Source organism: Microbacterium sp. Root53 (assembly GCF_001426925.1).
Lineage (GTDB): Bacteria > Actinomycetota > Actinomycetes > Actinomycetales > Microbacteriaceae > Microbacterium.
Window position 1 is genome coordinate 12,827 of sequence record NZ_LMFR01000011.1, and the last position, 26,197, is coordinate 39,023.

19 protein-coding genes and 4 pseudogenes are annotated in these 26,197 nt (G+C 72.9%); 11 read left to right on the top strand and 12 right to left on the bottom strand.

From position 1 onward, the window contains the following. The first annotated feature begins 381 nt into the window (after positions 1–381). Entirely contained in the window at positions 382–1,359 is a 978-nt protein-coding gene (locus tag ASD19_RS04790) for a GlxA family transcriptional regulator (RefSeq protein WP_055989160.1), read from the top strand. A gap of 9 nt (positions 1,360–1,368) precedes the next feature. Here the strand turns inward: ASD19_RS04790 and ASD19_RS04795 are convergent, their stop codons facing one another. Then, the gene (locus ASD19_RS04795) at positions 1,369–1,689 is read right to left on the bottom strand and encodes a hypothetical protein (protein ID WP_055989164.1); all 321 of its coding nucleotides are present in this window, start codon (positions 1,687–1,689) and stop codon (positions 1,369–1,371) included. A gap of 159 nt (positions 1,690–1,848) precedes the next feature. Between ASD19_RS04795 and ASD19_RS04800 the strand changes: the two genes are divergently transcribed. After that, entirely contained in the window at positions 1,849–4,050 is a 2,202-nt protein-coding gene (locus ASD19_RS04800) for an ATP-dependent Clp protease ATP-binding subunit (RefSeq protein ID WP_082542988.1), read from the top strand. 78 nt (positions 4,051–4,128) lie between these two features. Here the strand turns inward: ASD19_RS04800 and ASD19_RS04805 are convergent, their stop codons facing one another. The 3 genes from ASD19_RS04805 to ASD19_RS04815 form a co-directional block, all read right to left on the bottom strand. Further along, positions 4,129–4,716: a nitroreductase family protein gene (locus ASD19_RS04805; protein WP_055989167.1), complete on the bottom strand. Its 588-nt coding sequence runs from the start codon at positions 4,714–4,716 to the stop codon at positions 4,129–4,131. Positions 4,717–4,829: 113 nt separating this feature from the next. Continuing rightward, positions 4,830–5,939, bottom strand: a complete 1,110-nt coding sequence (locus ASD19_RS04810) for an ABC transporter permease (protein WP_082542989.1) — start codon at positions 5,937–5,939, stop codon at positions 4,830–4,832. After that, positions 5,936–6,820: an ABC transporter ATP-binding protein gene (locus tag ASD19_RS04815; RefSeq protein ID WP_055989171.1), complete on the bottom strand. Its 885-nt coding sequence runs from the start codon at positions 6,818–6,820 to the stop codon at positions 5,936–5,938. The genes ASD19_RS04810 and ASD19_RS04815 overlap by 4 nt, the downstream gene beginning before the upstream one ends. A 314-nt stretch (positions 6,821–7,134) precedes the next feature. Here ASD19_RS04815 and ASD19_RS14990 point away from each other — a divergent pair. Continuing rightward, positions 7,135–7,601 (top strand): annotated as a pseudogene (locus tag ASD19_RS14990) (winged helix-turn-helix transcriptional regulator). Positions 7,602–7,644: 43 nt separating this feature from the next. Here ASD19_RS14990 and ASD19_RS04825 read toward each other — a convergent pair. Beyond that, the gene (locus ASD19_RS04825) at positions 7,645–8,487 is read right to left on the bottom strand and encodes an exodeoxyribonuclease III (protein ID WP_055989174.1); all 843 of its coding nucleotides are present in this window, start codon (positions 8,485–8,487) and stop codon (positions 7,645–7,647) included. Between the two features lie 46 nt (positions 8,488–8,533). On the opposite strand from ASD19_RS04825, the gene pyrE reads away from it, so the two are divergent. The 4 genes and pseudogenes from pyrE to ASD19_RS14730 all read left to right on the top strand — a co-directional run. Further along, complete coding sequence (gene pyrE / locus ASD19_RS04830) at positions 8,534–9,109, top strand: orotate phosphoribosyltransferase (RefSeq protein WP_055989177.1); 576 nt, start codon at positions 8,534–8,536, stop codon at positions 9,107–9,109. A 13-nt stretch (positions 9,110–9,122) separates the two neighbouring features. Then, on the top strand, positions 9,123–10,028 hold the full coding sequence (locus tag ASD19_RS04835) for an ROK family protein (RefSeq protein ID WP_055989180.1): 906 nt from the start codon (positions 9,123–9,125) through the stop codon (positions 10,026–10,028). A gap of 279 nt (positions 10,029–10,307) precedes the next feature. Next, positions 10,308–10,736, top strand: a pseudogene (locus ASD19_RS14995) (GH92 family glycosyl hydrolase); the annotation flags it as partial. A 286-nt stretch (positions 10,737–11,022) separates the two neighbouring features. Next, positions 11,023–11,817 (top strand): annotated as a pseudogene (locus ASD19_RS14730) (glycoside hydrolase domain-containing protein); the annotation flags it as partial. 488 nt (positions 11,818–12,305) lie between these two features. On the opposite strand, the gene ASD19_RS04845 reads toward ASD19_RS14730, so the two are convergent. Further along, entirely contained in the window at positions 12,306–13,340 is a 1,035-nt protein-coding gene (locus ASD19_RS04845) for a LacI family DNA-binding transcriptional regulator (RefSeq protein ID WP_055989185.1), read from the bottom strand. A 96-nt stretch (positions 13,341–13,436) separates the two neighbouring features. On the opposite strand from ASD19_RS04845, the gene ASD19_RS04850 reads away from it, so the two are divergent. Next, the gene (locus ASD19_RS04850; RefSeq protein ID WP_055989188.1) at positions 13,437–13,865 is read left to right on the top strand and encodes a hypothetical protein; all 429 of its coding nucleotides are present in this window, start codon (positions 13,437–13,439) and stop codon (positions 13,863–13,865) included. A 72-nt stretch (positions 13,866–13,937) separates the two neighbouring features. Further along, positions 13,938–17,042 (top strand): alpha-mannosidase, encoded by a 3,105-nt coding sequence (locus ASD19_RS04855; protein WP_082542991.1) that lies wholly within the window; start codon positions 13,938–13,940, stop codon positions 17,040–17,042. On the opposite strand, the gene cofC is transcribed toward ASD19_RS04855, so the two are convergent. From cofC to cofG, 4 genes are read right to left on the bottom strand one after another with little or no spacing between them, the layout of a single operon-like run. After that, positions 16,985–17,620 (bottom strand): 2-phospho-L-lactate guanylyltransferase, encoded by a 636-nt coding sequence (cofC, locus tag ASD19_RS04860; RefSeq protein ID WP_082542992.1) that lies wholly within the window; start codon positions 17,618–17,620, stop codon positions 16,985–16,987. The genes ASD19_RS04855 and cofC overlap by 58 nt on opposite strands. Then, positions 17,617–18,627: a glucose-6-phosphate dehydrogenase (coenzyme-F420) gene (gene fgd, locus ASD19_RS04865; protein ID WP_055989191.1), complete on the bottom strand. Its 1,011-nt coding sequence runs from the start codon at positions 18,625–18,627 to the stop codon at positions 17,617–17,619. The genes cofC and fgd overlap by 4 nt, the downstream gene beginning before the upstream one ends. A gap of 12 nt (positions 18,628–18,639) precedes the next feature. Beyond that, positions 18,640–20,175 carry a flavin-containing monooxygenase gene (locus ASD19_RS04870; RefSeq protein WP_055989194.1) on the bottom strand — a complete coding sequence of 512 codons (1,536 nt, stop codon included), beginning with the start codon at positions 20,173–20,175 and terminating at the stop codon, positions 18,640–18,642. Continuing rightward, a complete protein-coding gene (gene cofG, locus ASD19_RS04875; RefSeq protein ID WP_055989197.1) occupies positions 20,172–22,532 on the bottom strand; it encodes a 7,8-didemethyl-8-hydroxy-5-deazariboflavin synthase CofG in 2,361 nt (786 codons plus the stop codon). Before cofG ends, ASD19_RS04870 begins: the two co-directional genes overlap by 4 nt. 108 nt (positions 22,533–22,640) lie before the next feature. Between cofG and ASD19_RS04880 the strand changes: the two genes are divergently transcribed. After that, positions 22,641–23,006, top strand: a complete 366-nt coding sequence (locus ASD19_RS04880; RefSeq protein ID WP_055989200.1) for a hypothetical protein — start codon at positions 22,641–22,643, stop codon at positions 23,004–23,006. Between the two features lie 23 nt (positions 23,007–23,029). Here ASD19_RS04880 and ASD19_RS14600 read toward each other — a convergent pair whose 3' ends face one another. Then, positions 23,030–24,799 carry an ABC transporter ATP-binding protein gene (locus ASD19_RS14600; RefSeq protein ID WP_082542993.1) on the bottom strand — a complete coding sequence of 590 codons (1,770 nt, stop codon included), beginning with the start codon at positions 24,797–24,799 and terminating at the stop codon, positions 23,030–23,032. A gap of 193 nt (positions 24,800–24,992) precedes the next feature. Here ASD19_RS14600 and ASD19_RS04890 point away from each other — a divergent pair, with 193 nt between their 5' ends. Then, positions 24,993–26,081, top strand: coding sequence for an enoyl-CoA hydratase/isomerase family protein (locus tag ASD19_RS04890; RefSeq protein ID WP_055989203.1), 1,089 nt, complete (start codon positions 24,993–24,995; stop codon positions 26,079–26,081). A 13-nt stretch (positions 26,082–26,094) separates the two neighbouring features. Here the strand turns inward: ASD19_RS04890 and ASD19_RS14290 are convergent. After that, positions 26,095–26,197: pseudogene (locus tag ASD19_RS14290) on the bottom strand (hypothetical protein); the annotation flags it as partial.

The following is a 26,197-nucleotide window of genomic DNA, read 5'->3' on the forward strand; positions in this document are numbered from 1 at the left end:
GTCCCGGGCTACACCCTCAACTGCGAAGAGCCGCTTTCTCCCGAGCGTGGTGGGATGGATGGGCTCGTGTGGTCTGCGTGGAGAAGCGAATAGGTAGCTGGCTTCACCTGTCCGTGTCCGCGCGGGCAGAGACTGCTGTGCCGTGGACCTGAGACGATCGACGATCTCAGCCACAACTGGCGCGATCTCGATGTGATCCGTCGCGATCGCCAGGTACGTGCGCCCTTCCGTCGTGCGGAGATCAGCGGTGGTGAGCTGGTGGATGCGTTCGACCCGGGCGCCGTACAACAGGATGCACACCGGCTCCGAGTGGGTTCGGTTACGACTGCCAGTGGCAGGATCGACACAACTCGCAGTAATACTGCCAACAAGGAGGCCGGTGTGAGGACCGTCGCATGCATCGTGCAGGAGGGCTTCGCGCCCTTCGAGTTCGGCGTCGCGTGCGAGGCCTTCGGCCTCGACCGCTCGGACGACGGGATCGAGTCGTTCGACTTCCGCATCGTGACGCCCGATCCGGGGCCCGTCACCTCGAACCTCGGCTTCTCGATCAACGTCGCCGACGACCTGACCTTCGCCGAGACCGCCGACATCGTGGTCGTCTCCACCCAGCCGCGATCGGCGTGGGGCCGGATCGACACGCGCGTGGCCGCGGTCATCCGGTCGGCGGTCGAGCGCGACGCGTGGCTGCTCAGCGTCTGCAGCGGCGCGTTCGTGCTGGCCGCGGCCGGCGTGCTCGACGGGCGACGAGCGACCACGCACTGGATGTACTCCGACGCCATGGCACGCATGTATCCGCGGATCGACGTCGATCCCGACGTCCTCTACGTGCAGGACGGCCACATCATCACGAGCGCCGGGACGGCGGCGGGGCTCGACGCGTGCCTGCACCTGCTGCGCCAGGAGCTGGGCGCCGAGGCGACCAATCGCATCGCGCGCCGGATGGTCGTCGCGCCGCAGCGCGACGGCGGCCAGGCGCAGTTCATCGACCGGCCCCTTCCGGAGTCCGCGGGCCTCTCGCTCGCGCCGGTGGCCGACTGGGCGCTCGAGAACTTGGACCGCGAGCTGACGGTGGAGCTGCTCGCCGCGCGGGCGCACATGTCGCCGCGCACGTTCGCTCGTCGCTTCAAGGCCGACTACGGCACGACGCCGGCGGCGTGGCTCGCGCGGCAGCGGATCATCCAGGCCCAGCGCCTGCTGGAGCGCACAGAGTGGGGCCTCGATCGGATCGCCGACGAGTGCGGCTTCGGATCGGCGGCCGTGCTGCGGCAGAACTTCGCGCGCGTCCTGGGCATCACGCCGACCGCGTACCGCGCGCGCTTCGCGTGCTCGACCGCTCCGATGGCCGACACCGCCGCCTGAGGCCGGCCGTCACAGCAGCAGGATGCCGAGCGTGGCGCTGCTCACCAGGCCGGTGAGCAGCGCGACGAGCGAGGCGCGCCGCGCCGTGGGGAAGCACGCGCCGATCGCGCCGAGCACCGCGGCGGCCGCGCCCGCCGGCACGCCGATCCCGAGGCTGAACGCGGGCGGCTCGGCGGCGCGACCAGGCATCATGACGCCCACGGTGACTGCGAGGACGATCACGGCGACGGCGGCGCCCACGAGCGCGAGCGCGGCGATCGTCCGGTGCGCCGCCGCGGCGGCCCGGGTCGGGGTCGCGGCACGGTGGGACGGGGCCTGGCCGGAGGACATCCCTCCCAGCCTGCCGGGGCGGGGCGCCCGCGTCTGTCGCCCATTCGGGTGACAAGCGGGGTGAGGTCGCATTCCAGGTCGGTCTACCCGCGGCGGCCCGGCCGCTGATAAACTTCAGCGCAGACGACTCAACTTTGTCGACGAGCTTCGGGAGGCGACATGGCAGACCAGCCGCAGGAGGACCAGCGCAGCGCGCTCGAGCAGTTCGGCATCGACCTGACCGAGCGCGCCCGGCAGGGCAAGCTCGACCCCGTGATCGGGCGGGACAGCGAGATCCGGCGCGTGAGCCAGGTGCTCACGCGCCGCACCAAGAACAACCCGGTGCTGATCGGCGAGCCCGGCGTCGGCAAGACCGCCGTCGTCGAGGGCCTCGCGCAGCGCATCGTGGCGGGCGACGTCGCCGAGAGCCTCAAGGACAAGCGCCTGGTCAGCCTCGACATGTCGGCGCTCGTGGCCGGTGCCATGTACCGCGGCCAGTTCGAGGAGCGCCTCAAGAACGTCCTGAAGGAGATCACCGAGTCCGAGGGCCGGATCATCACCTTCATCGACGAGCTGCACGTGCTGATGGGCGCGGGCGGCGGCGAGGGCTCGGTCGCGGCGTCGAACATGCTGAAGCCCATGCTGGCCCGCGGCGAGCTGCGCCTGATCGGCGCGACCACGCTCAACGAGTACCGCGAGTTCATCGAGAAGGACGCCGCGCTGGAGCGCCGCTTCCAGCAGGTGTACGTGGGCGAGCCGAGCGTCGAGGACACCGTCGCGATCCTGCGCGGACTGAAGGGCCGCTACGAGGCGCACCACGGCGTCACCATCAGCGACAGCGCGCTCGTGGCAGCCGCCGCGCTGAGCAACCGGTACATCCCGAGCCGGCAGCTGCCCGACAAGGCGATCGACCTGATCGACGAGGCCATGAGCCGCCTCAAGATGGAGATCGACTCCTCCCCCGTCGAGATCGACCAGCTCAAGCGCCAGGTCGACCGCATGCGCCTCGAGGAGCTGGCGCTGAAGAAGGAGAAGGACGCCGCCTCGAAGGAGCGCCTCGGCAGGCTGCGCGAGCAGATGGCCGAGGCCGAGGCGGAGCTGGCCGAGCTGGAGGCGCGCTGGGCGCGCGAGCGCGGCGGCCTGAACCTCGTCGGCGACCTCAAGAAGCGCCTCGACGAGGCCGTCACCGAGCGCGACCGCGCGCTGCGCGAGGCGGACTACGCCAAGGCGTCGAAGCTGCAGTACGAGACCATCAAGCAGCTGGAGGCGCAGCTCGCCGAGGCCGAGCAGCAGGCCGAGGCGGCCAAGGACGAGCCCCGGATGGTGAACGAGCAGGTCACGGAGGACGACATCGCGGCCGTGATCTCGGCCTGGACGGGCATCCCGGTCGGGCGCCTGCTGCAGGGCGAGACCGAGAAGCTGCTGCACCTCGAGTCGGAGCTCGGCCGCCGCCTGATCGGGCAGAAGGAGGCCGTGAAGGCCGTGTCGGATGCCGTCCGCCGCTCGCGCGCCGGCATCAGCGACCCCAACCGGCCGACCGGATCGTTCCTGTTCCTGGGCCCGACCGGCGTCGGCAAGACCGAGCTCGCGAAGGCGCTCGCGGAGTTCCTGTTCGACGACGAGCACGCCATGGTGCGCATCGACATGTCGGAGTATGGCGAGAAGCACACCGTCAGCCGCCTGGTCGGCGCCCCTCCGGGCTACATCGGGTACGAGCAGGGCGGTCAGCTGACGGAGGCGGTGCGCCGGCGTCCGTACAGCGTCGTGCTGCTCGACGAGGTCGAGAAGGCGCACCCGGAGGTGTTCGACGTCCTGCTGCAGGTGATGGACGACGGTCGCCTGACCGACGGGCAGGGCCGCACGGTCGACTTCAAGAACGTCATCCTGATCCTGACGTCGAACCTGGGCTCGTCCATCCTGATCGACCCGACGATCTCCGCCGAGGACAAGCGCGACCAGGTGCTGCAGCTGGTGCGTCAGGCGTTCAAGCCGGAGTTCGTGAACCGCCTCGACGACATCGTGATGTTCCAGGCGCTCACGCAGGACGACCTGGCGCAGATCGTCGAGCTGCAGGTCGACCTGCTGCAGCGGCGCCTGTCGGACCGCCGGCTCACGCTGGCCGTCACCCCGGATGCGCGGGCGTGGCTGGCCGAGCGCGGGTACGACCCGATCTACGGCGCCCGTCCCCTGCGACGGCTCATCCAGACCGAGATTCAGGATCGGCTCGCGATGGCGATCCTGTCGGGCGGCGTGCGCGACGGCGACACGGTGCGCGTCGACGTGGCGGCCGACGGCTCGCAGCTGGCGGTGCTCAGCGCCAGTTCGTCGCCCGAGCCGGAGGCCGACGAGGACGTGATCGACGCCGAGATCGTGGAGGACTGACTCTGCATGCCGTGAACGGCATGTGGCGACGAGAAAGGGCCGACGGGATGATCCCGTCGGCCCTTTTCGCGCTTCTGATCAGGCGTTGACGATCAGCGACTCCGCGATCGGGCGACGCGTGCGCGGGGCGAGCTCGCGCTCGCGCAACGGCTCGGGCAGGGCGTCCAGGTCGCCGAACTCGCCCAGGGCGATCACCGAGAACGGGCGCTCGTTCTCGGGCAGCTCGAACGTCGCGGCGACGGCGGCCGGGTCGAAGCCGGTCATCTGGTGCACGACGAGGCCGTCGTGGTGCGCCTGCACGGAGAGGTGCGCGGCGGCCTGGCCGAGGTCGTAGATCGCGGTCGGGATCTCGTTGCCCTCCGCGTCGCGGACGATCGCCACCGTGACGATCAGCACGGCGGCGGCGGGCGCCCAGGCCTGGTTGAAGCCCATGAGGGTCTCGGCGATCGCGGCGTGCTCGGCCGTGCCGCGGCGCGCGACGATGAACTTCCACGGCTGCAGGTTCATGGCCGACGGCGTCCAACGCGCGGCCTCGAGGGCGCTCGACAGCTTGCGCTCGTCGATCGGCGTCACCGGGTCGTAGGCCCGGGGGCTCCAGCGCTCGGCGAGGACGTCGAGGACGGGGTGGTCGGTGTTCGCGGTGCGGTCGAGCGTGGCAGCGCCCATGAGGGTCTCCTCGGATTCGGTGACGGTGGTCCGGGGCGCCGTTGCCCTCCGCGGGGGTGAAACCCCGCCCGGGCGATCTTATTCCCGTGAATCGATCCGGGGGGGATTCCGGGTCAGCCGGCCAGGGCCTCGCGGAGCCTCACGCGGCCGCCGGTGCGCAGCAGCGAGTTCTCGTAGATGCGCGCCCCGAGCGCGATCACGGCCGCGCACGTGGCGAGCATGATGCCCAGCGACAGCAGCGGCTCCCACCACTGCGCCTCGCCGAAGAACAGGCGCACCGGCATCCCGACCGGCGCGGAGAACGGCACGTACGACATCACCGTCATGACGACCGGGTTGTCGTTGAAGAAGACCACGATCAGGTACGGGGCCATGACCAGATACGTGACCGGGCCCGTGGTCGAGCCGATGTCCTCCTGCCGCGACACCATCGCTCCCGTCGCCGCGAACAGGGCCGCGGTGAGGATGAACCCGAAGAGGAAGAACACCGCGAACCACACCACCGGCGCCCCGAGCCCGGCCAGCAGCTCGGTCTGCCCCGTGATCACGAGGCCGAGCACCGCCACGGTGACGAGCGACAGGATCTGGCCCATGGCCAGCGCCGTGTTGCCGAGCACCTTGCCCGCCAGGAGGACGCGGGTCGGGATGGCCGAGATCAGGATCTCCACCACGCGCGTCTGCTTCTCCTCCACCACGCTCGCCGCGATCGTGGCGCCGAAGGTCATGGCGGCCAGGAAGAACACGATCCCGAAGCCGAACGCCACGAAGTACCGGATAAGGGGGTTCATGGCATCCGGGTCCAGCAGCTCCACCTCGGGCTGCACCGCGAGCGCCTGCTGCAGGCCCGCGGGCACCTCGCTGTCGGCCACGATCGTGAGGCCCACGGGCGAGCCCGGGTCCACGACGACGGCCGCCTCGACCTCGCCGTCGCGCACGAGCCGCTCCGCCGCGGCGCGGTCGGCGACGTCGACCACCTCGACACCCGGCACCTCCTGCAGCTGTGCGGCGGCGTCGGCCGGCGCGGCGACCTCGGTCGCTTCTTCGCGACCGGCGGAGAACCCGCCCCAGAGCACGGCGGCCAGGGCGATCAGCACCAGCAGAATCGACGACACGACGAACGTGCGGCTGCGCAGCTTCGAGCCGATCTCGCGCTCGGCGACGAGCCAGGTGGCCTGCGTGGGGGACACCTCGACGGAGCGGCGGCGGGGCGCGGTGGCGCTCACTGGATGACCTCCTTGAAGATCTGGGCGAGCGACGGATGCTGCGGCGCGAAGCTCGCGACGTCCCCCTGATCGACCGCGCGTCGCAGCACGCGCTGCGCGGCCTCCTCGCTCTCGGCGTCGAACACGGCGTATCCGCCGTCGAAGCGGACGACCTCGATCCCGGGCAGCTCGCGCACCCAGCCGGCGTCGCCCGCCGAGACGAGCTCGTACCGACGGCTCGCATGCGCGGCTCGCAGGGCATCGCGCGATCCGTTCGCCCGGATGGTCCCGCCCGCGATGATCACGAGGTCGTCGCACAGCCGCTCGACGACGTCGAGCTGGTGCGAGGAGAACAGCACCGCCGCACCCTGCGCCGCCCGCTCCTGCAGCACGCCGGAGACGACGTCCACGGCGAGGGGATCGAGGCCCGAGAACGGCTCGTCGAGGATCAGCACCTCGGGGTCGTGCACGAGAGCGGCCGCGATCTGGGCGCGCTGCTGGTTGCCCAGGGAGAGCGCCTCGACGTTGTCCCGGAGCCGCTCCCCCAGCCCCAGCCGCCCCAGCAGCGCCGTCGCCCGGGCGGTGGCCTCGTCCCGCGGGAACCCGTGGAGGCGGGCGAGGTAGACGATGTGCTCGAGGACCTTCATCTTCGGATACAGCCCGCGCTCCTCCGGCATGTACCCGAAGTCGCGGCGGTCCGCGGCGGTCAGCGCCCGGCCGTCGAGCGACACCTCCCCGGCGTCGGGCGTGAGCAGGCCCAGCACGATGCGCATGGTCGTGGTCTTGCCGGCGCCGTTGCCGCCCACGAAGCCGGTCAGGCGCCCGGGCGCGACGTCGAAGGACACGTCGTCGAGCGCGCGCCTGTCGCCGTAGGTCTTGACGATCCCTCGCAGCCTGAGCATCGCGATCCCCTCTCTCGGTGGATCACACATTACGGACGCGCGCCGCCCGGCGGATCCCCCGCCGGACGGATCCGCCCTCTCCCCCGCGCCGCCGACATCACACGCCTCCCGCGAGATCACACCCGTCCGGATGTGACGTCGCGTGTGACGTCGCGGACCGGATGTGACCTCGGCGGGGGAGGTGATCTCGGCGCCGGAGCCCGGCGCTCAGAGACCTCGGAGCCCGGCGCTCAGAGACCTCGGAGCCAGGCCTCGGCCTCCCGCCGACTGCCGAGCTGGTCGGGGAGCGATGGGCCCTGCTCATCGTCCGCGACCTGCTCGTCGGCCCGCGCCGCTACACCGACCTGAAGCAGGGCTCCCGAGGATCCCCACCAACATCCTCAGCACCCGGCTCAAGGAGCTGCAGGAGGGCGGCGTGATCCGGCGCGTGCCGATCCCGCGGTGCGGCCTCGTGTACGAGCTGACCGACTACGGGCGCGGCCTCGAGCCCATCGTGCTCGCGCTCGGGCGCTGGGGATTCCAGCGCATGGGGGAGCCCGGCGCGGACGACGTCGTGACGCCGGACTCGCTCACGATGGCGCTGCGCACGGCGTTCGACGCCCGCGCCGTCGCTGACATGCCGCCCACGACATACGAGGTCGCGATCGGGTCTGTGGTGCTCGGCGCGCGGGTCGCCGTCGGGGAGCTCGCGGTGTGGCAGATCGCCCCTCCGGCCCCGCCGGTGGGTGGCGCGCTCCCCGCTTTCGAACCGGACCTGCACTGCTCGAGCGGTTCGCCCTGACCTTCCATATCGATTCGGGCATGTACCGCGTCGCCTGACGCGGTCAGCCGAAGATCATCGGCACGTCGTCCTCGTCGGCCGGCTCGAGGTCGAGGTCGACGACCACCGGGACGTGGTCGCTGGGCGCGTCGCCCTTGCGCTCGTCGCGATGGATGGCCGCGCCGGTGACGGCGTCCGCGAGAGCGCGCGAACCGAGGATGAAGTCGATCCGGAGGCCCTGGTTGCGCGGGAAGCGCAGCTGCTTGTAGTCCCAGTACGTGTACCCGGTGGGAACGAGCGGGCGCACCACGTCGGTCACGCCCGCCGCCTCGATCGCCCCGAACGCCTCGCGCTCAGCGGGGGAGACGTGGGTCGTGACGCCCTCGATCACGGCGGGATCGCCGTTGTCCGCGTCGGTCGGCGCGATGTTGAAGTCCCCCACGAGCGCGAGCGGCAGGTCCGGATGGGCCGCAAGGGTCGCACGCGTGTGCTCCTCGAGCGCCCGCAGCCAGTGGAGCTTGTACTGGTAGTGCGGGTCCTGCAGCGACCGGCCGTTGGGCACGTACAGGCTCCAGATGCGGACGCCGCTCACCGTGGCGCCCATCGCGCGCGCCTCGAGCGGCAGATCCGGGCCGTCGTGGTCCTTGAGGAACCCTGGCATGCCCGGGAAGGAATACTCCACGTCCTCGATGGGCTCGCGGCTGGCGATCGCCACGCCGTTCCACTGGTTCAGCCCGTGGGCCTCCACGTGGTAGCCGGCGGCCTCGAACTCGGCGTACGGGAACTGCTCGGGCTTGCACTTGATCTCCTGCATCGCCAGCACGTCGATGTGCTCGCGCTCGGCGAAGGCGACGATGCGCCCCACGCGGGCGCGGATCGAGTTGACGTTCCAGGTGGCGAGCCGCATGGGATCCAGCCTAGGACGGGGCGCGGACGCTCCTAGACTTGCCGTCATGGCCGCATCCACGCCCGAGCTCGAGAACGACCGCCAGGCGCTCATCCGCCTCATCCAGGACGAGGCGGTGTTCCACGGCGACTTCACGCTCTCCAGCGGCAAGAAGGCCACGTACTACGTGGACATGCGCAAGCTCACGCTGGACCACCGCGCGGCCCCCGCGATCGGCCGCATCATGCTCGACCTGATCTCGGACATCCCCGACGTGGTGGCGGTCGGCGGCCTGACGCTGGGCGCCGACCCGATCGCGAACGCGATCATGCACGAGTCGGCCCGCACGGACCGCCCGCTCGACGCGTTCGTGGTGCGCAAGGAGCCCAAGGACCACGGCCGCGGCCGCCAGATCGAGGGCGCCGACGTCGAGGGCAGGCGGGTCGTGGTCGTCGAGGACACCTCCACGACCGGCCAGTCCGCGCTGAAGGCGGTCGAGGCGCTGCGCAAGGCGGGCGCCGAGGTCGTCGCCGTCGCCGTGATCGTCGACCGCTCCACCGGCGCGCAGGCGGCGATCGAGGCCGAGGGCCTCGAGTGGCGCGCCGCCATCGGCCTGGCCGATCTCGGCCTCGACCCCCAGTGACGGGACCGGCGCGATGACCGATCGGATCGCGCTCGCCCTCGACCTGGGCGGCACCAAGCTCGAGGCGGCCCTCGTCGACGCGTCCGGAACGGTGCTCGCCGCGAGCCGCAGCCGTCGCCCCACGGGCCGCGCCGCGACCCCCGCCGATCTGGACGCGGCCATCGCGGAGACGACCGCGCACGCGCTCGCGCACCTGCCCGCGGAGGCGGAGTTCGCCGGCGTGGGCATCGGCAGCGCGGGCCCGATCGACCGCGAGACCGGCCGGATCCGGCCCGTCAACATGCCGAACCTGCACGGCTACGACCTGATCTCCGTCGCCTCGCGCGAGGCGTCCGCCGTGCTCGGACGCGACGACTTCCCGACCCGCCGGGGGCACGACGGAGGCTGCCTGGCGCTCGCGGAGTCGTGGATCGGCGCCGCGGCGGGATCGCGCGCGTCTCTCTCGATCGTGGTGTCCACGGGTGTGGGCGGCGGGATCGTGATCGACGGGCGGCTGATCGGCGGTGCGTCCGGCAACGCGGGCCACCTGGGCCAGACCGTGATCGGCGACCTGACGCTCGAGGAGATCGCGTCGGGGCCGGCCAGCGCCGCGTGGGCGCGCCGGCAAGGCTGGAGCGGCGAGACGGGGGAGGACCTGGCGCGCGACGCGGCCGCCGGCGACGCCACGGCCCGGGCCGCGATCGTCCGCTCGGCCGAGACCGTCGGCCTGGGCCTCGCGAACGCCGCGACGCTGCTCGACCTCGACGTCATCGCCATCAGCGGCGGGTTCTCGCGGGTCTCGGACGACTACGTGGACCTGGTCGCCGCGGCCCTGCGCGACACGGCCGTGCTGTCGTACGCGCAGGAGACCGCGGTCGTGCGCAGCGCGCTCGGCGACGGCGGCCCGCTCGCGGGCGCCGCCGCGCTCGTCCTGCGCTGACGTCGCGAACCGGCCTCGTGCGGCCGCGGGACGAGTTCGTGTACGACTGGTTCCCCGTCGCGGGGGACGGCGACGACCGCTGCGCCGCGACGGCGTTCGCGCTCGAGCTCGTCTTCGACGACGGATCGACGTCTGCCCGGGGGAGCGGTCGACCAGCACGGCACCCCGCTGGACGCGGGCGCGCAGGCGGCGGCCAAGACCCACTGGGTGGATCAGTGGAACCGCCGGATCGTCGACCTCGGCCCGTTCGCCGGACGCACGATCGAGACCGTGACGGCCGTGCTGCACGGCGGCCGCGGCTTCCTGGACTCGGTCGCCGTCCGCTCCGCGGGGCCGCGCCCCGCGACGCTCCTGGGCTGGATCGACACGCGCCGCGGCACGCACGCGTCCGACCGGTTCTCACGCGGCAACAACGCGCCGCTCGTGACGGTGCCGCACGGCGGCGTGTTCGGCATCCCGATGACGGACGCCTCGGCCGGCAACTGGCCGTATCGGTACCACGCCGACCGCGGCGACGACGCGCGCCTGGCCCTGCAGGCGTTCGCGACCAGCCACATCCCGAGCCCGTGGATCGGCGACCGCGGCGTGTTCCAGCTGATGCCAAGCCCCCTGCGCGAGCCGGATCCGGGCCGCGCGGCGCGCGCCCTTCCGTTCGACCGCGAGAGCGAGGAGGCCGGCCCGCACCGGTACGCCGTGACGCTCGACGCCGGAGCCTCGCGGATCGACGCGCTGCTCACGGCGTCCGACTTCGCGCTCGGGATGCGGTTCGCGGCCTCGGACGCACCGCTCTCGGTGATCGACGACCACCTGGGGGAGGTGCGGGCCGCGACCTGGACGAGCGATGCGGACGGCGTGCGCATCGACGCGCTGCTGTTCGACCACGAGGAGCGTCCCGAGCACCACGTGCACGTGCTGCTGCCGCCGGGCGAGCCGCACCTGTCCCTCGAGGGCGGGCGCCTCACGGGCTGGGTCGCGTTCGACGCCGCGACCGTGGATGCCCGCATCGGCATATCGACGATCGACGCCGCCCAGGCCCGCGCGAACCTCGAGCGGGCCGGATCCGTCGACGACATGCTCGCGGCGGCGGTCCGTCGCGGACGGGCGGGTCGGCCGCAAGGGGCTGCGTCCGGGCATCTTCCGCGGCTGGATCGACACGGCCACGCACGAGGGCATGTCCTGGACGCTCGACAACGCGATCAACGACGCGTCGGCCGCCCGGATGGCGCGCATCCTGGCGCAGCGCGAGACGGATCCGGCGGTGCGCGAGCGCCTCGAGACCGAGGCCGACTACCTCGCCCGGCGCGGGCTCGGGTACCGCGCGGTCTTCCATCCCGAACTGGGGTTCTTCCTCGCCCGCGGTGCCGACGGCGCGTGGCGCGTGCCCGCGGCGGAGTTCGATCCGGCCGAGTGGGGGCACGACTACACCGAGACGAACGCGTGGGGCACGGCGTTCACGGCGCCGCACGACGGGGCGGGGCTCGCGGCCCTGCACGGCGGAGAGGCCGCGCTGGCGGGGAAGCTCGACGCGTTCTTCGCGACGCCCGAGACGGCGGATCCGTCGCTCGTCGGGTCGTACGGCTTCGTGATCCACGAGATGGACGAGGCCCGCGCCGTGCGCATGGGCATGCTGGGCCTGTCGAACCAGCCCGCCCATCACATCCCCCTGATGTACTGCTTCGCCGGCCGGCACGACGACGCGCACCGCATCGTGACCGAGGCGCGCGACCGCCTGTTCGTGGGCTCCGAGCTCGGGCAGGGGTATCCGGGCGACGAGGACAACGGCGAGATGTCGGCGTGGTACCTGTTCGCGGTGCTCGGGCTCTACCCGCTCGTGCCGGCGTCGGGCGAGGCCGAGAACCCCGGCGCGCCGTACATCGCGCGCGTCGAGATCGACGGCGCCGAGTGGACGTCCGTCACGGTGCCGCGCGCGGTCCTCGCGACGGCCTCGCGGCTGCACTTCGTGCTCGGCGACGAGCCGCGGGGCTGGGCGGCCGACACCCGCCCGCCGTCGGCGAGCACCGTGTTCGGCGTCGACGATCCGCTGCGCGACCTGCTCGCGACGGTGCCGGGATCGCCGGCGGACGACGTGGGGGAGACCCCGATCGCACTCGCCCCGGGAGAGTCGATCGACCTGCCGCTCGCCGAGCCCGCGCCCATCGGCATGTACACCGTGACGCTCGCGGGGGGAGCCCGCTCCGCGGGTCGCGCTCGCCGCGGTGCGGCTCACGGCCGTGGCCCCGCTCGAGCTCGCGCAGCTCGAGGCCTTCGCGTGACGGCTCAGGCGTGCGGGGGCTTGGTGCTCGAGCGCAGCGACAGCACCGGGGCGGCCGCGGCGACCGAGGCGACTGGGGCGTCCGAGGCCAGCTGGGCCATGAGGGTGCGCGCCGCCAGCTCCCCGAGCGCGAAGGTGTCGCGCGTGAGCGCCGTGATCGATGGCCGCACCAGGCGGGCCATGACCGAGTCGTCGAAGCTGGCGATGGACACGTCCTTCGGCACGCGCACGCCGAGCTCCTGCGCGGCGCCGAGACCCGCGACCGCCATGACGTCGTTGTCGTAGACGATCGCGGTCGGGGGGATGGGGGATCCGAGCAGCTCGCGCGTGGCCTCCTCCGCGCGCTCGGCGGAGTAGTCGGTCGGGATGGACCGGATGGGCTCCGCTCCAAGCCGCTCGGCGCACTCCCGCAGCGCCGAGATGCGCAGCATGGTGTGCTCGAACTCCTCGGGCCCCGCGACGTGCGCGATGCGGCGGTGCCCCAGCTCGTGCAGCGCCGTGAACAGCGTCCGGCTCACCTCCGCGTCGTCGATCCAGACGCTGGGGATCGAGCCGTCAGGGGACGGGCGGCTGCCGATCTGCACCGCGGGCATCCCGAGCTCGAGCAGCAGGCGGATGCGCGGGTCGTCGTCGCGCGGATCGATCAGGATCACGCCGTCGACGCGATGCGCGCCCTGCCACGCGGCATACGCGTCGAGCTCCTCCTCGAGCGACGACACTATCTGCATCTGCAGTCCGGTGTGCGTGGGGGAGAGGCCGGCCTGGATGCCCGAGATGAGGTCGGCGAAGAAGGCCTCGGTGCCGAGCGCCCGCGCGGGCCGGTTCAGCGCCAGCCCGATGACGTCCACGCGCGAGCGGCCCAGTGCCAGCGCGGCGGAGTGCGGCCGGTACTGGAGCTCGGCGGCGATGGCCAGGATGCGCTCGCGCAGCGCCTCGCTCACGCCGGGCCGGCCGTTGAGGGCGAACGACACGGCGGACTTGGACACCCCGGCCGTCCGTGCGATGTCGGCGAGCGTGGCCCGCCGGGCGTGTGTGCGCATCCCGCTCCTTCACGAGTCCGCGTGCGGCTTCGAATCGATCGTCCCGCGTGGGGCGAGCATAACTCAATCGGTTCAGTTGGTGACTGAACCGGTTCAGTGTCTCAGGATCGACTGCGGCACGCGGCGTCGGTCGCCGGCCTGTGGGGCATCACCTGGTGGTGCTCGCACGACGTGTCGCGCTCGCTCCTGGACTTCCCCGAGGTCGAGTACGACCTGGGCCTGTTCACGTCGGACCGCGAGCTCAAGCCCACGGGCCGCCGCTTCGGCGAGCTCGCTGCCGAGCTGCGCGGCGCGCCGGCGCCCGAGCCGGTCGCCGAGGCGCTCGTGCTCGACGACGTCGACGCGACGGGCGCCGTGCCGCACCGCGAGGCGTGCGGGCCCGGCGGCGCGTTCTTCGAGGCGTGGATGCGCCACGCCGAGCGCGTCGGCCGCGGTCCGCAGATCGTCCTGCGATCCTCGAGCCAGGATGCCGCGCTGCTCGCCGCGCGGGGCATCCGGCACGTGGTCGAGGTCGCCGCCGTCTGACGCACCGGCACCTGGTCCGTCTCCGTCCCTCCCTGCTGTCCCCGTCCCGTTCCGATCGAAGGCTCCTCCTCCATGCATGACGACATCCCGCTGACCGTCGGCCGCGCGACCCGCGTGCTGAGCGAGCGGATCCGCCCGGCCGTGCACGCGCACCGCGTGCCGCTCGAGGTCTCGTTCCACGAGCTGCCCGGCGAGCCGATCGCGCCCGCCGACGGCCTGGCGCTCGCCTACGAGCCTTTCGAGGTGGGATCCGTGTGGGGCGCGGCATGGGGCACGACGTGGTTCCGTGTGCGCGGCGAGGTGCCGGCGGAGTGGGCCGGACGCCGCGTGGAGGCGGTCGTGGACCTGGGCTTCGACATCAACATGCCGGGGTTCCAGTGCGAGGGACTGGTATACCTGCCCGACGGCACGCCCGTGAAGTCGCTCAACCCCCGCAACCAGTGGGTGCGGATCGCGGACTCCGCCGCGGGCGGGGAGCAGGTCGAGTTCCTGGTGGAGGCCGCGTCGAACCCGGTGCTGCTCGACTACCACCCCTTCCTGCCGACGCAGGAGGGCGACATCCGCACGTCGTCGCCGCGCGGGCTCTACACGACGCGGCACTTCGACCTCGCGGTGTTCGAGCCCGAGGTGTTCGAGCTGTCGCTCGACATCGAGGTGCTGCTGGAGCTGCAGGCCGAGCTGCCCGAGTCGTCGCCGCGCCGGATGCGGGTGCTCCAGGCGCTGGACGACGCGCTCGACGTGCTCGACCTGCAGGACATCCCGGGCACGGCTGCGGCCTCCCGCGCGGCGCTCGCACCCGCGCTCGAGTCGCCCGCGGAGGCCAGCGCGCATGAGATCTCGGCGATCGGCCACGCGCACATCGACTCGGCCTGGCTGTGGCCCGTGCGCGAGACGATCCGCAAGGTCGCGCGCACGTCGTCGTCGATGACCGACCTCATCGGCGAGACGGATGACTTCCTGTACGGCATGTCCAGCGCGCAGCAGTACGCGTGGATCAAGGATCACCGGCCCGAGGTCTACGAGAAGGTGCGCGCGGCCGTGGCGGACGGGCGGTTCCTGCCCCTCGGCGGCATGTGGGTCGAGTCCGACACCGTGATGCCGACGGGCGAGTCGATCGCGCGGCAGTTCCTGTACGGCCAGCGCTTCTTCGAGCAGGAGTTCGGCATTCGGTCGAAGGGCGTGTGGCTGCCGGACTCGTTCGGCTACTCGCCCGCCCTGCCGCAGCTGATCCGCCGCGCGGGCTTCGAGTGGTTCTTCACGCAGAAGATCTCGTGGAACCAGGTGAACCGGTTCCCGCATCACACGTTCGCGTGGGAGGGCATCGACGGGTCGCGCATCTTCAGCCACTTCCCGTCCATGGACACCTATAACTCGCAGCTGTCGGGATCCGAGGTGGCCCGGGCGGCGCGGCAGTTCCGCGAGGCGCGCAAGGCGAACGGCTCGATCGCGCCCGTCGGCTGGGGCGACGGCGGCGGCGGCACGACCCGCGAGATGACCGGCAAGGCGCGGCGGCTCGCGGATCTCGAGGGGTCGGCGAAGGTGCGGTGGGAGCATCCGGACGCGTTCTTCGAGCGCGCCAAGGAGCAGCTGCCGCAGCCGCCCGTGTGGGTCGGCGAGCTCTACCTCGAGCTGCACCGCGCCACGCTCACCAGCCAGCACAAGACCAAGCAGGGCAACCGGCTGACCGAGCACCTGCTGATCGAGGCCGAGCTGTGGTCCGCGTCGGCCGCCTTCTGGACCGGTGCCGACTATCCCTACGACGAGCTCGACGCGCTGTGGCAGCAGGTGCTGCTGCAGCAGTTCCACGACATCCTGCCCGGCACGTCGATCGCGTGGGTGCACCGCGAGGCGGTGGAGCAGTACGCCCGCGTGGCCGCGGCCGCGACGGAGATCATCGAGCGGGCGCAGGCCGCGCTCGCCGGGGACGGCGATGCCGACGAGAGTGCGGGGACCGTCGTCTTCAACCCCGCCCCGATCCCGCAGGCGGGGGTCCCCGCGCTGGGGGCGGCGCCGGCGGCGGCCGTGACGTCCGCCGAGGTCACGGTGACCGAGGCGGACGGCGGCTGGGTGCTCGAGAACGAGCTGGTGCGCGTCGTGATCACGGGCGAGGGGCTGATCGCCTCGGCCGTCGACGTCGCGACCGGCCGGGAGGCCATCCCCGCCGGCGCGGAGGCGAACCTGCTGCAGCTGCACCAGGACTTCCCCAACATGTGGGACGCGTGGGACGTCGACCGCTACTACCGCAACCGCGTGGACGACCTGCGCGACGCGGAGTCGATCTCGCTCACGCGGGCGGACGGCGCGGCCACGGTGACGGTGTCGCGCCGGTTCTCGCAGTCGGCGCTGACCCAGACGCTCACGCTGCGTCCCGGATCGCGCGCGCTCGAGATCGCGCAGACGACCGACTGGCACGAGACGGAGAAGTTCCTCAAGGTGGCGTTCCCCCTGGCGATCCAGGCGGAGCACACGGCCGCCGAGACGCAGTTCGGCTACGCCAAGCGCGTCACGCACACGAACACGAGCTGGGAGGCCGCGAAGTTCGAGACCTCGATGCACCGGTTCGTGCACGTGGAGGAGCCGGGCTTCGGCGTCGCGCTCGCGACCGACTCGACCTACGGGTACGACGTGACGCGCGACTCGACGCCCGAGCAGGGCGTGACCACGACCGTGCGGCTCTCGCTGCTGCGCGCGCCGCGGTTCCCCGACCCCGAGACGGACCAGGGCGAGCATACGCACCGCTACGCGTTCGTGATCGGCGCCGGGGTGGAGGACGCGACCGCGGCCGGGCTGGCGCTGAACCTGCCGGTGCGCGCGGTGCGCGGCGGGGCGGTCGAGCCGGTCGTGACGGCGACGGCGGGCGTGCTGATCTCGGCCGTCAAGCTGGCGGCCGACCGCTCGGGCGATCTGATCGTGCGCGTGTACGAGCCGTACGGCCGGCGCGCGAACGCGACGCTCCGGTTCGGGCGCGAGGTGTCGGCGGTGTCGACGGTCTCGCTCATCGAGGACGCGGACGCGTCGCTCGCGCCGGTGGAGCTGGTCGACGGGCGCGAGGTGGCGGTCACGCTCACGCCGTTCGAGGTGCGCACGCTGCGCGTCGCGCTGCAGCCCTCGCGGGGCGATCAGCGCAGGGCGGAGGTGCGGGGGCCGAGGCCGAGGCCCGCGGCGGCGCGGAGCTGATCCGCGGTGTCGACGTCGCGACGCAGCGTCGACGCCGCGGGCACGTGGAGCTCGGCGAAGCCGGCCACCCGGTGGCGCGCAGCGGAGCCGTCGCCGAACGCGGGTTCGAGCTTCACGCCCGGCCGGGCCGTGACGAGCGTCGTGCCCGTGCCCTCCGCGTCGGGCACCATCGACCGGGGGCGCGACGCGGCGGCGTCGAGCGCCGCATCGAGATCCCGCGGATCGAGGGCCGGCAGGTCGCCGAGCAGCACCGCACGTGGACGGGTGGCGTCGGCCGCCGCGATCCCGGCGGCGATGGCGGCGTTCAGCCCCGCACCGGGATCCGGGATCACGCGCACCGGAACTGTGGTCGTCGAGCGAGCGAAGCCCGTCGAAACGTCATCGCGCCATCCCTCGACCTCTGCCGCCACGTGGGCATCCGAGGTCACCACCACGACCTCCGCGACGCGCTCCGCGCGGCTCACCGCCTCGATCGTGTCGAGCGCGATCGCGCGCGCGAGCTCGGCGCGGTCCGGATGCTCTAGGCGCGACTTGCCGGTCGCCCCCTTCACGGGGACGACGACGATCCATTCCCTCAACGGAATCTCTCGCGCAGGCGGGGGAGCACCTGCTCGCCGTAGAGGCGCAGGAACGCCTCCTGGTCGTGGCCCGGGTCGTGGAACACGAGGTGGCGGAAGCCGAGGTCGACGTAGGTCGCGATCGCCTCGATGTGCTGCTCGACGTCGTCCGACACGATGAAGCGGGAGGCCGCGCGTTCGATCGGGAGCTCCTCGGCGCGGCGCTGCATCTCGATCGGGTCGTGGATCCCGGTCTTCTCCTCGGGCTTCAGGGCGAGCGGCGCCCAGAAGCGCGTGTTCTCCTTCGCCTTCTCGAGGTCGGGCCGGAACGACACCTTCACCTCGATGAGCGTGTCGACGTCGGCGCCCTCGCGCCCGCCCTTCTGGATGCCCTCCTCGAACGCGGGCAGCAGGGTGTCGGTGTAGAGCGCCGGGTCCTTGCCGCTCGTGGTGATCCATCCGTCGGCCATGCGGCCCGCCAGGCGGGTCGCGGCCGGGCCGGACGCCCCGATGTAGATCGGCACCTGCGTCTCGGGACGGTCGTAGATCGTGGCGTTGCTGGTCGAGTAGTACGTTCCCTCGAACGTCACGCGCTCCTCGGTCCACAGCCGGCGGATGAGCGTGATCGCCTCCTTCATGCGCTGGAAGCGCTCGGGAGACTCGGGCCAGTCGAGGCCGAGCGTGACCTCGTTGAGCGCCTCGCCCGTGCCGACGCCCAGGATCATGCGGCCCGGGTGCATGGCGCCGAGCGTGCCGAACGCCTGCGCGACGACGCCCGGGTGGTAACGGAACGTCGGGGTCAGGACCGAGGTGCCGAGCAGCACGCGGCTCGTGCGCTCGCCCGCCGCGCCGAGCCACGGGAGCGCCGCGGGCGCGTGTCCGCCGTCGTGCATCCACGGCTGCAGGTGGTCGGAGAGGAACACCGAGTCGAAGCCCATCTCCTCGGCGAGAACCGCGTAGTCCAGGAGATCGCGCGGACCGAACTGCTCGGACGAGGCCTTGTAGCCGAAGCGCATCGGGATGGTCATGAGACTCCTTCGTCAGGGGATTAGGGCGGGATCGTTCAGCGCCGCGCGCACGCGGTCGAGGCGGGCGCGGAAGTCGGCCACGGTGCCGGGCCACAGCAGGGTCAGGCGGCCCGATCGGGCGTCCGTATACCAATTGCGGCATCCACCGTCGAGCCACGGGGTCCCGGCGGCGCGGGCGGCGATCTCGGCGGTGTGTGCCGCCTCCGCCTCGGCGCTGACCCGCACCTCGCGCCCCGCGGCGATGAGCTCCGCGGCGAAGCGCGCCTGCTCCTCCATGATCAGCACGGCGGAGTTGTGGCCGAGCGACGCGTTGGGGCCGTTGAGCACGAACAGGTTCGGGAAGCCGGTCACCAGGGTCGAGCCCACCGCGGTCATCCCGCCCGACCAGTGCTGGTCGAGCGTCAGGCCGCTCTCGCCGGTGACGCGATGGGCGTACGGCTGCCGCGCCGCCTCGAAGCCCGTGGCGAGCACGAGCACGTCGGCCTCGTACCGGGCGCCGCTCGCCGCGACGAGCGTGCCGCGGTCGACGCGGGTCAGCGCCGACGGCTCGAGCGTCACGGACCCCGAGGCGAGCGCGGGGTAGAAGTCGTCGCTCAGCAGCACGCGCTTGCAGCCGAACGCGTAGTCCGGGGTGAGAGCGGCCCGCAGCGCGGGATCCGGCACCTGCGCCGCGAGGTGGGCGAGCGCCTGCTCACGCGCGGCCGCCGCCGCGGTCGCGTCTCCGGAGCGGGAGGCGAACCGCGCCTCGCCCTCGGCGTGGAGCTGTGCGCGCAGCGAGCCGAGCGCCGCCGGATCGCCGGCCCAGCGGTCGCGCTCGTCCTCCCCGTACGGGCGGTCGCCGCGGGGCACGATCCAGGCCGGGGTGCGCTGGAACAGCGTCACCCGCGCGCCGCGGCGCGCGAGCTGGGGAACCAGCTGGATCGCGCTCGCGCCGGTGCCCACCACGGCGACGCGCGCGCCCTCGATGGGCGCGGCATCGTCCCAACGCGCCGAGTGGAACGCCGGCCCGGGGAAGGACCCGAGCCCCGGCACGTCCGGCAGCGCGGGCTCGGTGAGCCGCCCGCACGCGAGGATCAGGTGCTCGCAGGAGAGCTGTTCGTTGAGCGAGGGAGCTTGCGACCGAGTCGAAACGGAGGAAACCGCCTGAGGCAGGTTGCTCCGTTTCGACTCGCTTCGCTCGCTCGACGAACGAGTGAGCGAGACCATCCACCCCGCTCCGTCCCAGTGGGCGGCCGTGAGCTCTGCGCCCAGGCGGAGGTGGCGGTCGAGGCCCTCCGCGCGGACCACGTGCTCGAGGTAGGCGCGGATCTCGCCGCCCGGTGCGAAGGTGCGCGACCAGTGCGGCCAGGGGTGGCTGCTCAGCCCGTACAGGTGCGCGGGCACGTCGCACGCGACGCCCGGGTACGTGTTGTCGCGCCATGTGCCGCCGACGGCATGCGCTCGCTCGAGGATGACGAAGTCGGTGACCCCGGCGGAGCGCAGCGCGAGCGCCGCGGCGATCCCGGCGAATCCGGCGCCGACGATGACGGTCCCGACGCGCTCCGTCACGGCCGCGCCCCCACGTCGCCGTAGGTCGTGGACCGCTGCCGGAACGGCCGGAACAGCCCGGCGGCGATGCGGCGCGCCTCGGCGAGCGGCAGCTCGAGACCGCGCTCCACGCCCGCCCCGGGCAGCACGCGCCCGTCGAGCAGCGTGCCGCCGAGGTCGTCGCCGCCCGAGCGCAGCAGCTCGATCGACATCGGGACGCCGTGACGCGTCCACGGGATCTGGATGTGCGGGATCGCGCCCGACAGCAGCAGGCGCGAGACGGCCGCCATCGCGCGGTGCTCGTCCAGCGGGCGCCGACCCGGTACGAGCGGCACGCCGCCGCCCAGGGGCTCGGGGAGCGGGATCGGCACGAACTCAGTGAAGCCGCGCGTGCGCGACTGGATGTCCGCCAGCTCGCGCAGGTGGGCGATGCGCTCGGCTGCGGTCTCGACGTGCCCGTAGAACAGGACCGAGGTGGAGCGGAAGCCCGCCTCGTGCGCCGCCACGATGTTCTCGCGCCACCGGTCGATCTCCAGGTCCCCGGGCGCGACCAGCCGGCGGACCCGCTCGCTGAGCACCTTGACTCCCGTTCCGGGAACGGTGTCCACGCCGCTCTCGCGCATCGCCGCGAGGGCGCCGGCGAGGCCCCGTCCGGAGCGGTCCGCGAGGTCCGCGACGTCCTGCGGGCGGTACGCGTGCAGGTGCATGCCCGGAGCGGCATGCTTGATCGTCCGGGCGATGTCGAGATACGACTCGGCGTCCTCGCTCGGGGCGACGAGGCCCTGGACGCAGATCTCGGTCAGGCCCAGGTCCGCGGCGTCGCGCGCGATCTCGGCGAGGGCGTCCAGGTCGTACGTGTCGGGCTCGCCGGTCCGGCGCCGGCGGAAGCCCGTGGAGGCGACGTTGCGGTTCGCCACGATGGTCAGCGCCTCGCCGACCGTGTACCGCCGCACGTCATCGGCGGTCGCGGCGAGGGCGTCGGCGTCGGCCCCCTCGGCTCGGAGCAGCGCCTCCCATTCCGCGTCGTCCAGCGTGGACGGCTCGGAGGCGGCGCGGTTCAGCAGGGTCTCGAACGCGCGCGCGGCGCTTCGCGCCGACGCGTCGACCATGGCCCGCGGCTCCGGACGGACCACGCCGCCGTCGGCGCCCACGCGCGCGAGGCCGTCCGGGCCCGCGAGCGCGTAGGTGGCGGGGCGGATGGCGGGGTCTAGCCACTCGTCCGCGACATACGGCGGGTGGGCCGTGAGGCGCTCGCGCAGCGTGAAGCCCGACTCCGCCGTGGCGGCCGCGAGGTCGTCGAGATGCGGCCAGGGGCGCTCCGGGTTGACGTGGTCGGCCGTGAGCGGCGAGACGCCGCCCCAGTCGTCGGCGCCCGCGCGCACCAGGAGGTCGAGCTCCTGCGGGTCGGAGAGGTTCGGCGGCACCTGGATGCGCATGCCGGGCCCCATCACCAGCCGGGCGACCGCCACGGCGGCCACGTACTCGCGCAGGTCGGCGTCGGGCGCACCCTGCATGGCCGTGCGGGGCTTCGCGCGGAAGTTCTGCACGATGATCTCCTGCAGATGGCCGTGGCGCGCGTGCGCGTCCCGCAGGGCCACGAGGGACTCCGCGCGGTCGCGCAGGGTCTCGCCGATGCCGACCAGGATCCCGCTCGTGAACGGGATGCGCGCCGCTCCGGCGTCGTCCAGCAGCCGCAGCCGCACGTCCGGGTCCTTGTCCGGCGACCCGTAGTGCACCTGCCCGGGCTCCTCGTAGAGCCGGCGGGAGGTCGTCTCGAGCATCACGCCCATGGACGGCGCGACGGGACGCAGCATCGCCAGCTCGTCCGGCGTCATGATGCCGGGGTTCAGGTGGGGGAGCAGGCCGGTCTCGGCGGTGATGGCCCGCGCCATGTCGGCGACGTACTCGAGCGTGGATCCGTAGCCGTTCCGGTCCAGCCACGCGCGCGCCTCGGGCCAGCGCTCCTCGGGGCGGTCGCCGAGCGTGAGCAGCGCCTCCTTGCAGCCGAGGGCCTGCCCCTGCCGGGCGACGGCGAGCACCTGCTCGCGCGACATGTACTCGGGCTTGCGCTGCCGCAGCAGCTGACCGGGGGTGTCGACGAACACGCAGTAGTGGCAGCGGTCGCGGCACAGGGTGGTGAGCGGGATGAAGACCTTGCGCGAGTACGTCATGACGCCCGGCCGCCCGATCCGCTCCAGGCCGGCGTCGCGCACGCGCGCCGCGGCGGCCAGCAGGCGGTCCAGGGCCTCGTCCGTCGCCCCGAGCAGCGCCTCGGCGTCGGCGGCGTCGATCCGCGCGCTGTGCTCGGCGCGACCGAGCGCGGCCGCGAGTGCGGAGGCGTCCGAGCCGGCGACGGGTGGGGGATCGAGCAGCGTCACCGCTTCAGTCTCGCACCGCGTGCGAGGGCCGGGGCTGGGATGCCGATCGTCATCATCCTGTGAGGCGCGGCGCCTGGAGGCGGGCGGCGCGCCTGGCAGGATGGAGCCATGGTGACCCTGCTGCTCGACCAGGCGCAGCTGGAGATCGTGCTCACGCGCACGGAGCGCGTGCTCGCCGCCCAGCGTGAAGACATCCGGATCGACCGCGCGTCGATCGCGAAGCTGCAGCTCACGGACGAGCCGACGACGTGGATCCGCGGCGTGCGCGCCCCCGGCACCCACCTGCCGCGGCTGCTGTCGATCGGCACGTGGCGCTCGGCGCAGGGCAGGGACTTCGTGGCGGTGCGCCACGGCCGTCCAGGCGTGGTCATCGACCTCGAGGGCGACGAGCGCTTCTCGCGCCTGATCCTCTCGACCCGTCACGGTCTCAAGCTCGCGCAGGCCCTTCAGCTGGACGACGGCGCCGAGGCGTAGCCCCGGCGCGCCCCGACCGGGGCTCAGCCGTGGTGCTCGTGGTGCGGGTGCTCGTGGTCCTCGTGCGAGTGCTCGTGGTGCTCGCTCTCGCCCTGGTCCTCGCCGCCCTCCGAGGCGGCCGCCTCGGCCTCGGCCGCCTCGGCGCGGATCGCGGCGATGACGTCGTACGCCTGGGTGGGCGTGTCATAGGGCGCGGGGGAGTCCGACTCGGTCGCGGCGATCGACTCGAGCACGTCCTGCGTCTCGGCGCCGGCCGACGCGTCGTCCTGGTCGTCCGCGTCGCCCTCGCGGCGGAAGGCCGCGAGGAAGGAGTCGAACACGTCGCCGGGCACGTCCTCGCGCTCGGCGGGGGCGCCCGTGCCGTAGAGTTCGTCCTCGGCCGTCTGCGCCTCGTCGCCGGGCGCCAGCAGGCTGTCGAAGTCCTGGTCGTCCGGCAGGTCGATGACCGTGTCGGCGGTCTCGATGGGGTCCGGGTCGTCCGCGTCCTCCGCGGCGGGGTGCGGGATCTCGTCCTCCGACGGCGTCGGGAGCCAGCCGGGCGTCGGCTGCTCGCCGGGCAGGGAGGCGGCGATCAGCTCGGCCTCGCCGGCCACGACGTCCTTCTCGACCTCGGGGAGCGGCAGGCGCAGGAACGCCAGCGGGTCGCCATGCAGGGCAGATGCGGCGGGAGCGGCGTCGGCGGGCGCGCCCTCGGCTTCGTTGTCCTCGTCCGTGAGCGGCTGCTCGTCGACCGCGACCTCCGAGTCGGCCGTGGCGGGGGCGAACAGCTCGTCCACGGGCTCGACCTGTGCTCCCGCCTCGTCGACGGCGGGCGGCTCGGCCGCGGGCGCCGGGGCGACCGGAGCCTCCGCGGCGTCCGTCGGCTCGCTTGCCGCAGGAGTCGTGGTCTCGGCGGGCGCGGTCCAGGTGCCGTCGATGATCCGGATGTACACGTCCTCGAGGGTGTGCTGCTTCAGCTGCAGCGTCGAGAGCGGGATGCCCGCCTCGGCCGCGATCCCGCCGATCTGCGCCGTGGTCGCGGCCGGCACGGTGAAGCCGGCGCGCTTCAGCTCGAAGTCGATGCCGCGCGAGCGCAGCGCCTCGCTCAGGCCGGCCCGGTCGGGCGAGTCCACCGTCACGGCGGCGTCGATGTCGGCCAGCTTCTCGATGCCGCCGCTGAACAGCAGGCGGCCCTGGGAGATGATCAGGATGTCGTCGGCGACCTGCTCGACCTCGCTGAGGACGTGCGACGACATCAGCACCGTGCGGCCCTCGTCGGCCAGGCGGCGCATCAGCAGGCGGATCCAGCGGATGCCCTCGGGGTCGAGTCCGTTGGCGGGCTCGTCGAAGATCAGCACGCCGGGGTCGCCCAGCAGCGCCTCGGCGACGCCCAGTCGCTGACGCATGCCGAACGAGAACCCGCCGATGCGCATGTCCGCGGCACCGGTGAGGCCGACGATGTCGAGGACCTCGGCGACACGGGTCGCGGGGATGCCCACCTGGCGGGCCGCGGCGTGGAGGTGCCGCGTCGCGGTGCGGCGCGGCCGGTACTGGACGTTCTCGAGCACCGCGCCGACCTCGCGGCGGGGCTGCGACAGGCGCGCGTACGGCACGCCGCCGATCAGGGCCGCGCCCTGCGTCGGGCGGATCTCGCCCAGCAGGATGCGCAGCGTCGTCGACTTGCCGGCGCCGTTCGGGCCGACGAAGCCGGTCACGGCTCCCGGCTCGACGCGCGCGGTGAAGTCCGATACGGCGGTGATGTCTCCGAAGAGCTTGGTGACCCCGCGGAACTCCAGGACCTTGCCTTCGGTCATCCGCTCCCCCTTGTGCGTGAACAGGTTCCCCCTATCTTGACGGAGATCGGGCCGATCCCCCGCATTCGGGAGAGGAGGATGCGCCGATCCGCCGCGGAATCCCCGCCATCCCGGGGGTCGTGACCCGGTCCCCGGGGCCTTGTGGGCGCACCGGTCCCGGGCGCGCCGACGGGCCGGGGGTAACGTGGGGCGCGTGAGCTTCGAGACCTCCGACCCCCGTGTCCTCGCCCACCGCGAGGGCGGGCTCGGCACCATCACGCTCAACCGCCCGGAGGCCATCAACGCCCTCGACCTCGGCATGATCCATGCCATCCACGGTGTCCTCGACGCGTGGCGGGACGACTCCGACGTGCAGGTCGTGCTGTTCGACGCGGCGGGGGACCGGGGCTTCTGCGCGGGCGGAGAGGTGCGGCGCCTGCACTCGGCGATCGTGCAGGGGGATCTGGCGGAGGCCGAGCGCTTCTTCCGCGACGAGTACGCCATGAACGCGGCGATCGACGAGTACCCGAAGCCGGTCGTGGCCTTCGCGGACGGCGTCACGATGGGCGGCGGGATCGGGATCGCCGGGCACGCGGACATCCGGATCGTGACCGAGACCTCCAAGCTCGCCATGCCCGAGACCCGGATCGGATTCACGCCCGACGTCGGCGGATCCTGGCTGCTGGGCCGCGCGCCGGGTCGCCTCGGCGAGTTCCTAGCCCTGACCAGCACCGTCATGGGGCCCGCGGACGCGATCCACGCGGGTCTCGCGGACCACTTCGTGCCCGTCGAGAACCTGCCGTCGCTGCATGAGGCGCTGACGACCCGCGCCGATCCCTCGACGCCGACCGAGCTGGTGCTGCTGTTCGACGAGACCCTCGAGGCCGGGCCGATCGAGCGGGCGCGGGAGTGGATCGACGAGGCCTTCGCGGCCGACACCCTCCCCGAGATCGTCGAGCGCCTGCAGTCGCTGCGCGACCGGGGCGTCGGAGAGGGTGAGCCCGTCAGCCCCGCGCTCGCACTGGAGGCCCTCGCGGAGCGGTCGCCCGTCGCGCTCGTCGTGACGCTGGGCGCGGTGCGCTCCGCCCGTGCGCTCCGCGGGCTGCGCCCGGCGCTCGAGCAGGAGTTCGCGCTCGTCTCGTGGTTCATGGCGACGCAGCCGGACATGCCCGAGGGCATCCGGGCGCAGCTGGTCGACAAGGACCGCTCGCCGAAGTGGAACCCGGCGTCCATCGCGGAGGTGTCGCCCGAGGTCGTCGGCGAGGCGTTCACGTTCCACGTGCAGCGGCCCCTGTTCGACTGACCCATCGCCCTACCTAGATGTACTCGGTCATGAGGTTGGTGACACCCGGCTGATCGGGGGTCGGCCGCCGCAGGCGGTGTGTGGTCGAGCGTAGTTGTAGTGCTCGAGCCAGGGCG

Bases quoted from the DNA above. Each gene is read 5' to 3' on its own strand.
- ASD19_RS04795 (WP_055989164.1), bottom strand. From the start codon at position 1,689: ATGTCCTCCGGCCAGGCCCCGTCCCACCGTGCCGCGACCCCGACCCGG.
- ASD19_RS04800 (WP_082542988.1), top strand. From the start codon at position 1,849: ATGGCAGACCAGCCGCAGGAGGACCAGCGCAGCGCGCTCGAGCAGTTC.
- ASD19_RS04805 (WP_055989167.1), bottom strand. From the start codon at position 4,716: ATGGGCGCTGCCACGCTCGACCGCACCGCGAACACCGACCACCCCGTC.
- ASD19_RS04815 (WP_055989171.1), bottom strand. From the start codon at position 6,820: ATGCTCAGGCTGCGAGGGATCGTCAAGACCTACGGCGACAGGCGCGCG.
- ASD19_RS04825 (WP_055989174.1), bottom strand. From the start codon at position 8,487: ATGCGGCTCGCCACCTGGAACGTCAACTCGATCCGCGCCCGCGTGGGG.
- pyrE (WP_055989177.1), top strand. From the start codon at position 8,534: ATGGCCGCATCCACGCCCGAGCTCGAGAACGACCGCCAGGCGCTCATC.
- ASD19_RS04835 (WP_055989180.1), top strand. From the start codon at position 9,123: ATGACCGATCGGATCGCGCTCGCCCTCGACCTGGGCGGCACCAAGCTC.
- ASD19_RS04845 (WP_055989185.1), bottom strand. From the start codon at position 13,340: ATGCGCACACACGCCCGGCGGGCCACGCTCGCCGACATCGCACGGACG.
- ASD19_RS04855 (WP_082542991.1), top strand. From the start codon at position 13,938: ATGCATGACGACATCCCGCTGACCGTCGGCCGCGCGACCCGCGTGCTG.
- fgd (WP_055989191.1), bottom strand. From the start codon at position 18,627: ATGACCATCCCGATGCGCTTCGGCTACAAGGCCTCGTCCGAGCAGTTC.
- ASD19_RS04880 (WP_055989200.1), top strand. From the start codon at position 22,641: ATGGTGACCCTGCTGCTCGACCAGGCGCAGCTGGAGATCGTGCTCACG.
- ASD19_RS14600 (WP_082542993.1), bottom strand. From the start codon at position 24,799: ATGACCGAAGGCAAGGTCCTGGAGTTCCGCGGGGTCACCAAGCTCTTC.